The following is a 13,286-nucleotide window of genomic DNA, read 5'->3' on the forward strand; positions in this document are numbered from 1 at the left end:
CTGCTCGGGGGACTACTTCAACCGGGTCTGCAGGTTGGCGTCCAGCGAGTCCAGGAAGTCCTCGGTGGTCTGCCACTGCTGGTCCGGCCCGACCAGGGCGGCGAGGTCCTTGGTCATCTTGCCGCTCTCGACGGTCTTGATGACGACGTCCTCCAGCGCCTCGGCGAAGCCGGTGACCTCGGGGGTCGAGTCGAGCTTGCCGCGGTGCTTGAGGCCACCGGTCCAGGCGAAGATCGACGCGATCGGGTTGGTCGAGGTCGGCTTGCCCTGCTGGTGCTGCCGGTAGTGCCGGGTGACGGTGCCGTGCGCGGCCTCCGCCTCCACGGTGCTGCCGTCGGGGGTCATCAGGACCGAGGTCATCAGACCCAGCGAGCCGAAGCCCTGCGCCACGGTGTCGGACTGCACGTCACCGTCGTAGTTCTTGCAGGCCCAGACGTAGCCGCCCTCCCACTTCATGGCCGAGGCGACCATGTCGTCGATGAGGCGGTGCTCGTAGGTGAGGCCGGCGGCGTCGAACTGGTCCTTGTACTCGGCGGCGAACACGTCGGCGAAGATGTCCTTGAACTGGCCGTCGTAGGCCTTCAGGATCGTGTTCTTGGTGCTCAGGTACACCGGGTAGTTGCGCTGCAGGCCGTAGGCGAACGACGCGCGGGCGAAGTCGGCGATCGACTTGTTGAAGTTGTACATGCCCATCGCCACGCCGCCCTCGGCCGGCATGTCGACGACCTGGAACTCCATCGGCTCGCCACCGTCGGCCGGGGTCCAGCTGATGGTGACCTTGCCGGCACCCGGGACCTTGAAGTTGGTCGCCTTGTACTGGTCGCCGTGGGCGTGACGGCCGATGACGATTGGCTTCGTCCAGCCCGGGACCAGCCGCGGAACGTTGGAGATGATGATCGGCTCGCGGAAGACCACGCCGCCGAGGATGTTGCGGATGGTGCCGTTGGGCGAGACCCACATCTTCTTGAGGCCGAACTCCTGCACCCGGGCCTCGTCGGGGGTGATGGTGGCGCACTTGACGCCGACACCGTGGGTCTTGATCGCGTTCGCGGCGTCGATGGTGATCTGGTCGTCGGTCGCGTCGCGGCTCTGGATGCTCAGGTCGTAGTACGCCAGGTCCACATCCAGGTACGGCAGGATCAACTTCTCCTTGATGAACTCCCAGATGATGCGGGTCATCTCGTCGCCGTCGATCTCGACGACAGTGCCCTGGACCTTGATCTTCGCCATGAGTTGCGCGACTCCTCTCGACTGCGCCCACCGCGCGGCGGCGCGCCGTCGAGCCTAGTGCGTGCTCCGACGGCGCCTCGACCCGGAGCGGCGGCGGCCGCGCGATCTTGCTGTGACCTGCGTCTGATTGGATTCCCTGCGCAGCCGCAGCTTCTGTGCACAGGGGGAATGACAGGGCATGAAGAAACCGCTCGCGATCCCGGACCGGCAGATGGACGCCTGGGTGCTGTTCGTGCACGCCCACGCGCGGCTGATGGCCCGTCTTGGCGCCGATCTAGACGCCGCCCACGAGGTGCCGCTGGGCACGTACGACGTGCTGGTGCAGCTGAGCCAGTGCGGCGGCAAGCTCCGTCTGAAGGATCTGCTGGACCGGGTCATCCTCAGCCAGCCGGGGCTGTCCCGGCGGGTGGAGCGGCTGGAGGCGGCGGGTCTCGTCGAACGCCGGCCCGACCCGAACGACGGTCGCGGGGTCGTGGTGGTGCTCACCCGCGCCGGCCGCTACGCGCTGCGGTCGGCGGCGGTGGTGCACATGGCAGGCATCGACCGGGAGTTCACCCACGACCTCACCGACGAGGAGGCCGAAGTGCTGATCCGGGTGTTCAGCCGGATGCTGCCCGCCGACGTGGACCGGGCGCAGCTCACCGCCTGACCGGACGTCCGGTCACTCGAGCAGCACCAGCCACATGACCGCCCCGCCGAGGGCGGTGCAGAACGCGACGTCGAAGCCCCGCGACCGGACGGCGAGCGGACCCAGCCGTTCGGCGGGCAGCAGCAGCCGCATGCCCGCGGTGAGCAGCAGCGCGGCCGCGAGGACGGTGGACCCGCGACGGAACCGGGACATCGCGACGAGGGTCACCGCGGCGATCAGCAGCGCACCCACGACCAGGAACGGCACGGCGTTGCGGATGCTCCGGCGGGCCATCGGTGCGGTCAACGCCCGGCGAGGTCAGACACCGGCGACCCGGCGCTCGGCCGCGGTCACCACGTTCGTCTGCAGCATCGCCCGCGTCATCGGGCCGACGCCACCCGGCATCGGGGCGATCCAGCCGGCGACCTCCCGCACGTCCGGGTGCACGTCGCCGACGAGACCGGCGTCGGTGCGGGTGATCCCGACGTCCAGCACGGCGGCGCCGGGCTTGACCATGTCCGCGGTGACGATGCCGGGCACACCGGCGGCGGCGACGACGATGTCGGCCCCGCGCACCTCGGCGGCCAGGTCGCGGGTCCCGGTGTGGCACAGCGTCACGGTGGCGTTCTCCGAACGGCGGGTGAGCAGCAGCCCGAGCGGCCGGCCGACGGTGACGCCGCGGCCGATGATGACGGCCTTCGCGCCGTCGATGGGGACGCCGTGGGCGCGCAGCAGGGCGACCGCCCCGGCCGGCGTGCACGGCAGCGGACCGGGCTCGCCGAGCACCAGCCGGCCCAGGTTGACCGGGTGCAGGCCGTCCGCGTCCTTGTCGGGGTCGATCGCCTCCAGCACCTCGCCGGCCTGCAGGTGTGCCGGCAGCGGGAGCTGGACGATGTAGCCGTCGCACGCCGGGTCGGCGTTGAGCTCGGCGATCACCTCGAGCAGGGCGGCCTGGCTGAGGTCGGCCGGCAGGTCGCGGCGGATCGAGTGCACACCGATGCCGGCGGAGTCCGCGTGCTTGCCGCGGACGTAGGCCGCCGAGCCGGGGTCGTCACCGACGATCACCGTGGCCAGCCCCGGGGTGTGCCCGGCGGCGGTCAGGGCCGCCACCCGCTTCCGCAGGTCCGCGAACATCCGTTCGCGCAACGCCTTGCCGTCGAGGAGGGTCGCAGTCACCGCCACATCCTTCCACGGCGGTCCGGCCGGTCCGGGCAGGTCGGCCGGCTACGCCCGTCGGAAGCGTCCCGGTGCGGGCGTCGGGCCGCCGGTGGGTCGGGCCCGGTACGACGTCAGGTGCAGGTGGCGGGCGCAACCCACCCCGGGATCGCGGCCGGGCAGGCCCCCGGTGGGCCGAGCGGTGATCACATGCGGCGCGGGGCCGGGCTCACGACGCCGCGCCGCCCGCCGGCCCCTCCCCGAGCGCGGCCAGGAACCCCGCCCACTCGTCCGGCGGCATGTCGTAGGTGTGCTCGACGGCCGGGAACGCGCCCGACCGGACGTCCTCGGCGTAGCGGCGCACGCCCGCGTCCATCGCCTGCTGGAGGTCCGCGTAGCGCCGGACGAACCGCGGTCCCCCGCCCGCCCGGATGCCGAGCAGGTCGTGGAAGACCAGCACCTGCCCGTCGGTGGCGGTGCCGGCTCCGATACCGATCACCGGGACCGCGAGCCGCGGCATCACCGCCCCGGTCAGCTGCCGCGGGATCGCCTCGAAGACCAGCGCGAAGCAGCCCGCGTCCTGCAGCGCCAACGCCCCGTCGAGGACCCGACACGCGGACGCCGCGGTGCGGCCCTGGGCGCGGTAGCCGCCCAGGGCCGTCGCCGTCTGGGGGGTGAGCCCGACGTGTCCCATCACCGGGACGCCGGCGTCGACCAACGCCCGCGCCCGGGACACCGGGACCCGGCCGCCGCCCTCGAGCTTGACCGCGTCGGCGCCGGCCTCCTTGAGGAAGCGCACCCCCGTCGCGACCGCCTGCTCGTCGCTGATCTCGTACGACCCGAACGGCAGGTCGACCACGAAGAGGGGCGTGCGCACCGCACGGCGGGCCGCCCGGGCCAGCACGAGCATCTCCTCGACCGTCACCGACACGGTGTCGGGGTGACCGAGGACGGTCATCGCGCCCGAGTCACCCACGAGCACCACGTCCACCCCGGCCGCCTCCGCGGCGGAGCCGCTCGGGTGGTCGTACGCGGTGACCATCACGATCGGCCGCCGCTGCCGCTTCAGATCCGCCAGCAGCGGGATGGTGACCATCGGGCGGTCCGCCCCCGGCCCCGTCGGGTGGCTGCTCACGGTGCGCTCAGCAGCACGTTGTCGATCAGCCGGACGGCTCCCAGCGGCGCCGCGACGAGCAGCAGGGCCGGCCGTTCCAGACGGTCGACCGGCAGGAAGGTGCGCTCGTCCACGACCGCGAGGTAGTCCGGCCGGATGCCGGCCGCGTCCAGGGGGGCGCCGGCGATCCGCAGCAGGGCGGCCGCGTCGCGCTCGCCGTCGGCCAGTGCGGCCGCCGCGGCGGAGAGCCCGCGGCTCAGCGCGACGGAGCGCGTCCGGTCGTCGGCGGTCAGCCGGACGTTGCGGCTGGACAGGGCCAGACCGTCGGCCTCCCGGACGGTGGTCACCGGCACCACCTCCACGTCCAGATCGAGGTCGGCGACCATCGCCTGGATGACCCGGAGCTGCTGGGCGTCCTTGCGCCCGAAGTACGCCCGGTCGGCACCGACCATGCCGAACAGCTTCGCCACGACGGTGGTGACCCCGGTGAAGTGCCCCGAGCCCCGGGTCGCGCCCTCGAACGTCTCCACCAGCGGTCCCCGCAGGGCGACCGTCGCGGTGAAGCCCGCCGGGTACACCTCGGCGACCGGCGGCACGAAGGCGACGTCCACCCCGGCCCGGCGGGCCAGCTCGAGGTCACGCTCCTCGGTGCGGGGGTAGGCGGCCAGGTCGGCGGCGTCGTCGAACTGGGCGGGGTTCACGAAGACGGTCAGCACCACGACGTCGCAGTCGGCGCGCGCCCGCCGCACCAGCTCGAGATGGCCGTCGTGCAGCGCACCCATGGTCGGCACCACCCCGACGGTGGTGTCCGGCCGGCGCCGGGCGGCGACCCGGGCGCGGAGGTCGGCGACGGTGCGGGCGACGATCATGGGGTCTCCTCCCGGGAGGCCAGCCGTTCGGTGGCGCGGACGAGTTCGTCGAACAGCGGCAGCAGGTCGGGGGTGCGGTCGGCGACGGCGGACCGGTGCGCGGCGACGGTCCCGACGTCGCCGCGGGCGACCGGTCCGGTGAGCGCGTCGGGTCCGAGCTCGGACCAGGCGGCCAGGGCCTGCCGGGCCAGCGGCAGCACCGCGGTGGGCGGCACGCCGGCGGTGGTGAGCAGCCGGGCGGCCGCCCACTGCACGGTCACCAGGAAGTTCGCCGCCATCGCCGCACCCGCGTGGTAGGCGGCGCGATCGGTCTCGTCGAGGACGAACGGACGCATCCCCGCCGTGACGGCGATGGTGGAGGCGACGGCACGCGCGCCGCGGGAACCCCCGGCGACGGCCGCCGACGCGCCGGTGAAGACGGCCCGGGCGGTGGTGGCGGTGATCAGGGGGTGTACGGAGAACCGGCGTTCGGGCGGCACGGTCGCGAGCACCGACAGCGGCAGGGCGCCGGCGCAGTGCCCGACGAACGGACCTTCCACCAGCAGTGCCGCCGCGGCGGCGATCCGGTCGTCCGGCACGCAGAGCAGCACGGCCTCCGACCCGTCCCCGGCGAAGCCGCGTGGGTGCGGTCCGGACACCGCGGCGCCGGCCGTCCGGAGGGCCACCGACATCCCGCGGCCCATGCGGCCCTGCCCGACGATCGCCAACCGTCCCGCCCACCGCGGGCCGGCGAGGAACCGCTGCGACCTCGGCCTCTCGGGCACCCACGGATCCGTCACCGGTGCATCATCGCCGGACCGACGCCGGTCGGCGGCCTGGAGTGACCACGGCCACTCGGTGCGGCGCGGCGACGCCGGAACCGTCAGTGGAAGAAGTGCCGGGTGCCGGTGAAGTACATGGTGGCGCCGGCGTCGCGGGCCGCGGCGATCGACTCGGCGTCGCGGACGGAGCCGCCCGGCTGGACGACGGCGCTGACCCCGGCGTCGAGCAGCACCTGCAGGCCGTCGGCGAACGGGAAGAACGCGTCGGACGCGGCGACCGCACCGGCGGCCCGGCCGGCGGCCCGCTCGACGGCCAGCCGCGCGGAGTCGACCCGGTTGACCTGCCCCATCCCGATGCCGACGCTGGCTGCGTCCGACGCCAGCAGGATGGCGTTGGACTTGACCGCCCGGCAGGCGCGCCACGCGAAGACGAGGTCGGCCAGCACCTGCTCGGAGACCGGCTCGCCGGCGGCCAGCGTCCAGGCCGCCGGGTCGTCGCCGGGGGCGGCGATGGTGTCGACCGACTGGACGAGCAACCCGCCGCTGATGGCCCGGCTCTCCACCGCGGTGTTCGGCCCGCCGGGGACGGCCAGCAGCCGGATGTTTTTCTTCCGGGTGAGGACGGCCAGCGCGGCGTCGTCGAAGCCCGGGGCGAGCAGCACCTCGGTGAAGATGTCGGCGACCTGCTCGGCCATCTCGGCGGTCACGGTCCGGTTGGTGGCGATGACCCCACCGAAGGCGCTCACCGGATCGCAGGCGTGGGCCTTGCGGTGCGCGGTCGCGACGTCGGCGTCGACGGCGATGCCGCAGGGGTTGGCGTGCTTGATGATCGCCACCGTCGGCCGGTCGCCGTGGTCGTGGGCGGCCCGCCAGGCGGCGTCGCTGTCGACGTAGTTGTTGTAGGACATCTCCTTGCCGTGCAGCTGCGTCGCCTGCGCCAGACCCGGTGCACCGGCGGCGTTGCGGTACAGCGCCGCCTCCTGGTGCGGGTTCTCGCCGTAGCGCAGCACCGCGTCCCGCTCCCAGGTTGCGCCGATCCACTCCGGGAAGCGGCTGCCACCGGGGGTGGCGACGACGACGTTGCCCAGCCAGCTCGCCACCTGCACGTCGTAAGCGGCCGTGTGCCGGTAGGCCTGCGCGGCCAGCGCCTGCCGCTCCGGCAGCGTGAAACCGCCGGCGGCGACGGCCTCCAGGACCGCGGGATAGGCGGCAGGATCGACCACGATCGCGACCGACGGATGGTTCTTGGCCGCCGCGCGCACCATCGCCGGACCGCCGATGTCGATCTGCTCGATCACCTCGGCCGGGGCCGCGCCGGACGCCACCGTGGCGACGAACGGGTACAGGTTCACCACGACCAGGTCGAAGGGCTCGATACCGAGCTCGCGGAGCTGGGCGACGTGCTCGGGCTTGCGGCGGTCGGCGAGCAGCCCGCCGTGGATCGACGGGTGCAGGGTCTTGACCCGGCCCTCGAAGGCCTCCGCGAAGCCGGTGACGCTCTCCACCGACGTGACCGGGATGCCCGCCTCGGACAGGGTCTTCGCCGAGTTGCCGGTCGACACGATCGACACCCCGGCGTCGGCGAGGCCGCGGCCGAGTTCGAGCAGCCCGGTCTTGTCCGAGACCGACACCAGGGCGCGGCGGAGGGGGAGGCGGTCGGTCATGAGGGGACAACCTTTCGTCCGGCGACACGCCAGCCGTGGGTGGCCAGCGACGTCACCACGGAGACCAGCAGGCCGCGTTCGGCGACCTTGATGCGTTCGTGGAGCGATGCGACGGTGTCGTCCGGAAGGACCCGGACGGCCTCCTGCGCGACGATCGGTCCGGCGTCGACACCGGCGTCGACCAGGAAGATGGTGCAGCCGGTGACGTGCACCCCGTACGCGAGGGCGTCCCGGGCGGCGTGCATGCCCGGGAACGACGGCAGCAGCGACGGGTGGGAGTTGATCATCTTCCCGTCGTGGGCGGCCAGGAACGCCGGCCCGACCAGCTTCATGAAGCCCGCACTGACGATCAGGTCGGCGTCGGCACAGGCCGCCGCCAGGGCGGCGTCCCAGTCGGCGCGGGTCGGGTGGTCGGCGAGCGCCACGGTGAACGTCGGGACGCCGGCGGCGGCGGCCCGGTCGAGGGCCTGACAGGAGTGCAGGTCCGAGCCGACGGCGGTGACGGTCCAGCTCCCGGCGGCCGGTCGGGCGTCCAGCAGGGCCTGCAGCAGGGTGCCGGTACCCGAGGCGAGTACGACGACGCGCAGCGGGGCGGTTCGGGGCACGCAGGATCCCTCGGATGACGGCGGAAAGGGCGGCTCCAGGGTAACCACTCCGCGGGCCCGTTCCCGCCGCGCTGTACGGGCACCGTCGCGGACGGTGTGACAGGGGCGGTCTGGCGGGGCGGTATCGCGCGGCGGGGTGCCGCGGCAGCGCGGCGCGGCAGCGCGGCGCAGCGCGGCGGAACGTCCCCACCCAGCCGGGGACTGCGGCGTGACCGACCCTGTCCCCGCTGGCTGGCGCACCGGGCGGGAACGAACGGTCAGGCGTCGTCGCGGGACGGGCGCCGGGTTGCGTCCGGGTCGTCGACCGGGTGCGACCCACCGCCGGACCCGACGGTGCCGACGGTCGGGTCGTCCGGTTCCGGGTCGTCGACGCCGCCGGTGGTTATGGCGCCGCCGGGCGTGGTGAGGTCGGCAGTGGTGCCGTCGGGCGCGGGGATGCCGCCGGGAGTGGTGATGCCGGCGGGAACGCCGTCGGCCCGGCCGGCCGTGGTTCCTCCACCGGTCGTGCCGCCGCCGGGCGTGCCGCTGTCGGGCGTGCCGCTGTCGGGCGTGCCGCTGTCGGGAGTGGTGAGGCTGCCGTCGGTGCCGGCGCCATCACCGGTCGTGCCGTCGGAGAAGGGAACGCCGTCGGGCCGCTCGTCCGCACCCGCGGTGGACTTCGTGGGGGTGACGGCGTCGGTGGCGGGATCGTCGTGGGCGTCGGCCGGGGCCGGTCGGTCCCCGACCGCCCGGACGTCGTCCCGCGCGTCTCCGGTCGCCGGTCGCTCCGGGGAGGCCTCGTCCGCGTCGAACGTGTCGGACCCGTCGAACGCGTCGAACCCGGTTCCGGTCGCCGCGGGGGCGTCGGCGTCCGGGACGGTGCCGTCGCCGGCGCGGTCTGCGCCGTCCCCGTCGGGCCACGTCGTCGTGTCGTCGTCCTCGGCGGGTCCGTCCGCCCCGTCCCCGTCGGTCGCGGGTGCGTCGGCCGGGTGGGCGTCGTCAGGCGCCGGATCCGGCTCGTGTCCGTTGGGGCCGACCGCCGCGCCCCGTGCGGCGGCGCCGACCCAGGCGCCGGCCACCACGAGGACGACACCGGCGAGCACCGGACCCACCTGCCATCCCACCGCGCCGATGTGCGGCCACGGTCCCCCGCTCACCCCGCCGGACCCGGCCCAGACGAGCACTCCGACGGTCACCCCGGCCACGCCGGCGGCGGTGGCCACGCCCGCCCACCGCTGCCGACGATCGGCCACCCGGCGCAGCACCGCGAGCCCGGCGACGATCCCGGCGGCGAGCGGCACCAGCAGCGTCACCAGCCCGACCGCGGACACCCCGGTGGTGCCGGGCACCGCCGCGAGCAGCGGGAACGGGGGCAGGTCGGCAGGTACGGAGCCCAGCGGCGACCAGCGGCCGGCGCCGATCCCCACCCCGACCCCGGTGACGTAGCCGACGGTGCCCAGGACGGCGTTCGGCACGTAGGCGAGCCCGGCCAGCGCCAGCCCCACCGCGTCCCCGGCACCGTCGGCCAGCGTCGAGCCGAGGTCGGAGGCGGTGCCGAAGGCCAGCGCCAGCGACACCGCGAAGACGGCGGCGGCGCCGGCGACCACGGTGAGTGCCGCGGCACCGCCGGCCACGGCGCCGGCGCTGGCCCAGGCCGGGAGCCGCCCGGCCAGCCACCCGCGCAGTGCCTCGCCGCGGCGGACCATCCCCAGCGACAACGCCGCGGCCGCGACGAGCAGGGCGCCGACGGCCGCCCCGAACACCGCCACCCCGGGCGGTGCCAGGGTCACGGCGGCGACGACGACGAGAGCGGCGTAGGTGAGGGCGCCGGCGATCACGGATGCCGCTTCGGCGGCGATCGACGGTCTCGCGACCCGACCGCGGCCGGGGCCGGCGCCGAGGAGCAGCGCGAACACCAGGGTCAGCGACAGCGGGCTGAGGGTGAGCGAGGCGCCGGCGATCCCGACGTGGCCGAAGTGGGCGAGTACGTAGGCGGCGGTGGCGGCGCGGACCGCGGGTTCGGCCCCGAGGTCCGTGCCGGGGTTGATCGCCCACAGGACGAGCCCCAGGGCGACGGTGCCGGCGAAGCCGGCGAACATCACCAGAGCCGCGCGCAGTGCCCCCTCGCCGGTGGCCACGCCGAGCTCGGTGAGGTCCCGGGACGGCGGTGCCGCGGTGACGGTCCCGGCCGGGTGGGCGACGGAGTCGGGCCTCAGGTCGGGCGCAGCATCGGGCGCGGTGTCGGGCGTCCGTCGTCCGACGGCCGACTCGGCCGGTCGGGACGCGGTGGTGCGGGGGGTACGGGCGCCGGGGCCCTGCGGGCGTCGTCCGGTGCGGGCGCGGGAGTCGCGCCGACGGCGTGCGGATGCGCCGCGGTCGTCCTCCCTCACGCCACCACCCTCACACAGTCGGTCCGGGCGGACGGGCCCGGCGCGCCGCCACCCGGGGGTGATGCGTGCCGGACCCCGCCCGCCGCGGGATCACTCGGCGCGCGGGATGGGCCGGTAGCGGTCGTTCTGCTCGGCGGGTGGCTGTCCGGTCCCGTTCAGGGTGTCCTCGGCGAAACCGGCGTCCCAGCCCTCGTGCCGGGCGGAGTCCAGCTTGGGCGGCGCGTACTGCGGGCGCTGCTCGGGCGTCTCGTACCGGACCACGTCCTCGCGCTCCGTCTCGTCGGGGTCGTCGGCGGCGGCCTCGCTGTACGTCGGTTCCCATTCGAAGTCCGACGCTCCGTACCCGGTGCGCTCGTACTCGACCGTCGGGGCCGGGTCCGGTCGCAGCGCGCGCTCCGCCTCCCCCGGCTCGGCCGGGGCGGGCTCGGGGATCCACGGCGGCGGCGGCACGGCCTTCGGCGTCTCGGTCAGGCCGGTCTGCACCTGGCGTCCGGACTGCGGATCGAAGAACGACGGGGACCCGGCCGCCGGCCCGTCCGCCGTTGCCTCGCGGGCGTCGACGCCGAACCGGGCGGTCGGGCTGTACTGGTCGTAGGGGGCGATACCACCTGCGGCCGGATGGGCCGGGGAGTATCCGGCCGGTCCCGCGGACGACGGGTGCGGGGTCTCGCCGCCGGGCTGCGGGGTGTACGCGGTCCAGCCGCCCGCCGAACCCGGCAGCGGCGAGGATCCGGACGGCTGCCGGTAGTCCTGGTACCGCTCGGCCGAGGCGGGCTGACCTGCACCCGGACCGCTCCGGTCGCCCGCACCCCACGACGGTGGCCCGGCCGGGGCCGGTCGTGGCGGCTGCTGCGGACCCCAGGACCCGGCAGCGGCAGGCTGACTCTGCTGACCCTGCTGACCCGGCTCACCCTGCTGACCGAACTGACCAGGCTGTCCCTGCTGACCAGGCTGCCCCTGCTGACTCTGCTCACCGGGCCGGCCCTGCCGCCCGGGGAAACCCGGGCCGCCGTCGGCCGGCCCACCCGCGGCCGAACCGCCAGCGGCGTCGGGGACCGCGCCGGACGCGCGACGGGCCAGCTGCGGCGACTGGGTGAGCAACAGCCCACCGAGGGCGGCCACCAGCTGCAGCAGCCCGAACAGCACCACGAGCACGAGACCGGCGGACACCCCGGACTCGACCGAGCGGTCACCGGCCGCGAGCACGAACCCCAGTCCGGCGTCGGCGCCCTCGCGGGACACCAGGTAGAACAGTCCCCCCACGCCGCCCATGACGGCGGTGGCGGCGCTGACCGCCCACAGGGTCGGGACGGAGACGCCCTTCAGCCGGGTGGCCGCGGCGGCCAGCCCACTGACGACGAGCAGCGCGGGGATCCAGCCGGCGACCGCGTACACCGATCCGAGCGGAACGGACTCGTCGCCCGTGCGGGTCAGCTCCGCCGCCCGGAGGAAGCCGAAGACGGCGTTGAGCAGCGCCAGCGCACACACCGTGAGCACGGCGAGCACCGGCAACGACGGCAGCCCCGCGCGCGGCGCGCGCGGGCGTCCCCCCGGGGTCGGCGATCCGGGCTGCGGTTGACCGGACGGGGCGTATCCGAACTGCTGACCGCCCTGGGGCGTCCCGGACGGGGAGTACGGCTGCTGAGGCGGACCGAACCCGCCCTGCGGTGACGCGCCGTACCGCGGGCCGCCGTACTGCTGACCGCCGTGCTGCGGGCCGCCCGGCTGCGGGTTGTTCCGGGGGGCATCGGCCTGCGGACCACCGCCCTGCGGATGGTTCACCGGGTGGCCCTGTGGCGGACCGGAGGCGTGGGGGTCGGGGTACCCGGGCGGCGTTGGGTTCACGATGCTGCTCCTGTCGAGTTCGTCGTCCAACCCTACGACGCGCCGCCCGGGGCACCCGCAGGGCACGCGGGCACGCGGGACCCGACCCCGGAGACGCCGCTGGGCACCGCCCGGCGGGTGCCGGACGATGCCCAGAGAGGTGCGTGCGGTGCGGACGCGAGGACTAGGCGATGACCTCGCGCAGCAGCCGCGCGGTCTCCGACGGGGTCTTGCCGACCCGGACGCCGACGGCCTCGAGGGCCTCCTGCTTGGCGGCGGCGGTGCCGGCGGAGCCGGACACGATGGCGCCCGCATGGCCCATCGTCTTGCCCTCGGGGGCGGTGAAGCCCGCGACGTAGCCGACGACCGGCTTGCTCACGTTGTCCTTGATGTAGGCCGCGGCCCGCTCCTCGGCGTCGCCGCCGATCTCACCGATCATCACGATCGCGTCGGTCTCGGGATCGTTCTGGAACGCCTCGAGCGCGTCGATGTGGGTGGTGCCGATGACCGGGTCACCGCCGATGCCGATGGCGCTGGAGAAGCCGAGATCGCGCAGCTCGTGCATCATCTGGTAGGTCAGCGTGCCCGACTTGGAGACCAGGCCGATGCGGCCGGGGCCGGTGATCGTGGCCGGGATGATGCCGGCGTTGGACTTGCCGGGGCTGATGATGCCGGGGCAGTTCGGCCCGATGATGCGGGTCTTGTTGCCCGTGCTCACCGCGTGCGCCCAGACCACGGCCGAGTCGTGCACCGGGATGCCCTCGGTGATGATCACCGCGAGCTCGATGCCGGAGTCGATGGCCTCCAGGGCCGCGTCCTTGGCGAACGGCGGCGGCACGAACAGCACGGTGACGTTGGCACCGGTCTCGTTGATCGCCTCGGAGACGGTGCCGAAGACCGGCTGGTCGCCGGAGTCGAAGGAGGCCTTGGTGCCGGCCTTGCGGGCGTTGACGCCACCGACCACGGTCGCGCCGGAGGCGAGCATGCGGGCGGTGTGCTTCATGCCCTCGCCGCCGGTCATGCCCTGGACGATGATCCGGGAGTTCTCGTCGAGAAAGATTGCCATG

At 74.6% G+C, this 13,286-nt stretch carries 12 protein-coding genes; 1 reads left to right on the top strand and 11 read right to left on the bottom strand.

Translation table 11 applies throughout. The features are described 5' to 3' along the window. Positions 1-12 precede the first annotated feature (12 nt). Entirely contained in the window at positions 13-1,230 is a 1,218-nt protein-coding gene (locus DB033_RS09435; RefSeq protein WP_111766449.1) for an NADP-dependent isocitrate dehydrogenase, read from the bottom strand. A gap of 178 nt (positions 1,231-1,408) precedes the next feature. On the opposite strand from DB033_RS09435, the gene DB033_RS09440 reads away from it, so the two are divergent. Continuing rightward, the gene (locus tag DB033_RS09440; RefSeq protein WP_111766450.1) at positions 1,409-1,879 is read left to right on the top strand and encodes a MarR family winged helix-turn-helix transcriptional regulator; all 471 of its coding nucleotides are present in this window, start codon (positions 1,409-1,411) and stop codon (positions 1,877-1,879) included. A 12-nt stretch (positions 1,880-1,891) separates the two neighbouring features. On the opposite strand, the gene DB033_RS09445 is transcribed toward DB033_RS09440, so the two are convergent. From DB033_RS09445 to sucD, 10 genes are all read right to left on the bottom strand, one after another. Continuing rightward, positions 1,892-2,152, bottom strand: coding sequence for a DUF3017 domain-containing protein (locus tag DB033_RS09445; protein WP_111766451.1), 261 nt, complete (start codon positions 2,150-2,152; stop codon positions 1,892-1,894). 24 nt (positions 2,153-2,176) lie between these two features. Beyond that, positions 2,177-3,034 (bottom strand): bifunctional methylenetetrahydrofolate dehydrogenase/methenyltetrahydrofolate cyclohydrolase, encoded by an 858-nt coding sequence (locus tag DB033_RS09450; protein ID WP_111766452.1) that lies wholly within the window; start codon positions 3,032-3,034, stop codon positions 2,177-2,179. A 208-nt stretch (positions 3,035-3,242) separates the two neighbouring features. After that, positions 3,243-4,109 (bottom strand): 3-methyl-2-oxobutanoate hydroxymethyltransferase, encoded by an 867-nt coding sequence (gene panB / locus DB033_RS09455; protein ID WP_111766453.1) that lies wholly within the window; start codon positions 4,107-4,109, stop codon positions 3,243-3,245. Between the two features lie 35 nt (positions 4,110-4,144). Then, on the bottom strand, positions 4,145-4,996 hold the full coding sequence (gene panC, locus DB033_RS09460; protein WP_111766454.1) for a pantoate--beta-alanine ligase: 852 nt from the start codon (positions 4,994-4,996) through the stop codon (positions 4,145-4,147). Beyond that, entirely contained in the window at positions 4,993-5,775 is a 783-nt protein-coding gene (locus DB033_RS09465) for a DUF2520 domain-containing protein (RefSeq protein WP_205843742.1), read from the bottom strand. The genes panC and DB033_RS09465 overlap by 4 nt, the downstream gene beginning before the upstream one ends. Positions 5,776-5,858: 83 nt before the next feature. Next, positions 5,859-7,421 (bottom strand): bifunctional phosphoribosylaminoimidazolecarboxamide formyltransferase/IMP cyclohydrolase, encoded by a 1,563-nt coding sequence (gene purH, locus DB033_RS09470; protein WP_111766455.1) that lies wholly within the window; start codon positions 7,419-7,421, stop codon positions 5,859-5,861. Further along, entirely contained in the window at positions 7,418-8,026 is a 609-nt protein-coding gene (gene purN / locus DB033_RS09475) for a phosphoribosylglycinamide formyltransferase (RefSeq protein WP_170315508.1), read from the bottom strand. The genes purH and purN overlap by 4 nt, the downstream gene beginning before the upstream one ends. 257 nt (positions 8,027-8,283) lie before the next feature. Continuing rightward, complete coding sequence (locus DB033_RS20645) at positions 8,284-10,395, bottom strand: cell division protein PerM (protein ID WP_157970603.1); 2,112 nt, start codon at positions 10,393-10,395, stop codon at positions 8,284-8,286. 90 nt (positions 10,396-10,485) lie between these two features. Continuing rightward, positions 10,486-12,177 carry a DUF5336 domain-containing protein gene (locus tag DB033_RS09485; protein WP_111766457.1) on the bottom strand — a complete coding sequence of 564 codons (1,692 nt, stop codon included), beginning with the start codon at positions 12,175-12,177 and terminating at the stop codon, positions 10,486-10,488. A gap of 226 nt (positions 12,178-12,403) precedes the next feature. After that, positions 12,404-13,285 (bottom strand): succinate--CoA ligase subunit alpha, encoded by an 882-nt coding sequence (gene sucD, locus DB033_RS09490; RefSeq protein WP_111766458.1) that lies wholly within the window; start codon positions 13,283-13,285, stop codon positions 12,404-12,406. Position 13,286 lies beyond the last annotated feature (1 nt).

It is taken from the genome of Nakamurella deserti, from assembly GCF_003260015.1.
In the GTDB taxonomy this organism is placed as follows: Bacteria; Actinomycetota; Actinomycetes; order Mycobacteriales; family Nakamurellaceae; genus Nakamurella; species Nakamurella deserti.

Coding starts and splice junctions, on each gene's coding strand:
- DB033_RS09440 (WP_111766450.1), top strand. CDS start 1,409: ATGAAGAAACCGCTCGCGATCCCGGACCGGCAGATGGACGCCTGGGTG.
- sucD (WP_111766458.1), bottom strand. CDS start 13,285: ATGGCAATCTTTCTCGACGAGAACTCCCGGATCATCGTCCAGGGCATG.
- purH (WP_111766455.1), bottom strand. CDS start 7,421: ATGACCGACCGCCTCCCCCTCCGCCGCGCCCTGGTGTCGGTCTCGGAC.
- DB033_RS09435 (WP_111766449.1), bottom strand. CDS start 1,230: ATGGCGAAGATCAAGGTCCAGGGCACTGTCGTCGAGATCGACGGCGAC.
- DB033_RS09445 (WP_111766451.1), bottom strand. CDS start 2,152: ATGGCCCGCCGGAGCATCCGCAACGCCGTGCCGTTCCTGGTCGTGGGT.
- panC (WP_111766454.1), bottom strand. CDS start 4,996: ATGATCGTCGCCCGCACCGTCGCCGACCTCCGCGCCCGGGTCGCCGCC.
- panB (WP_111766453.1), bottom strand. CDS start 4,109: ATGGTCACCATCCCGCTGCTGGCGGATCTGAAGCGGCAGCGGCGGCCG.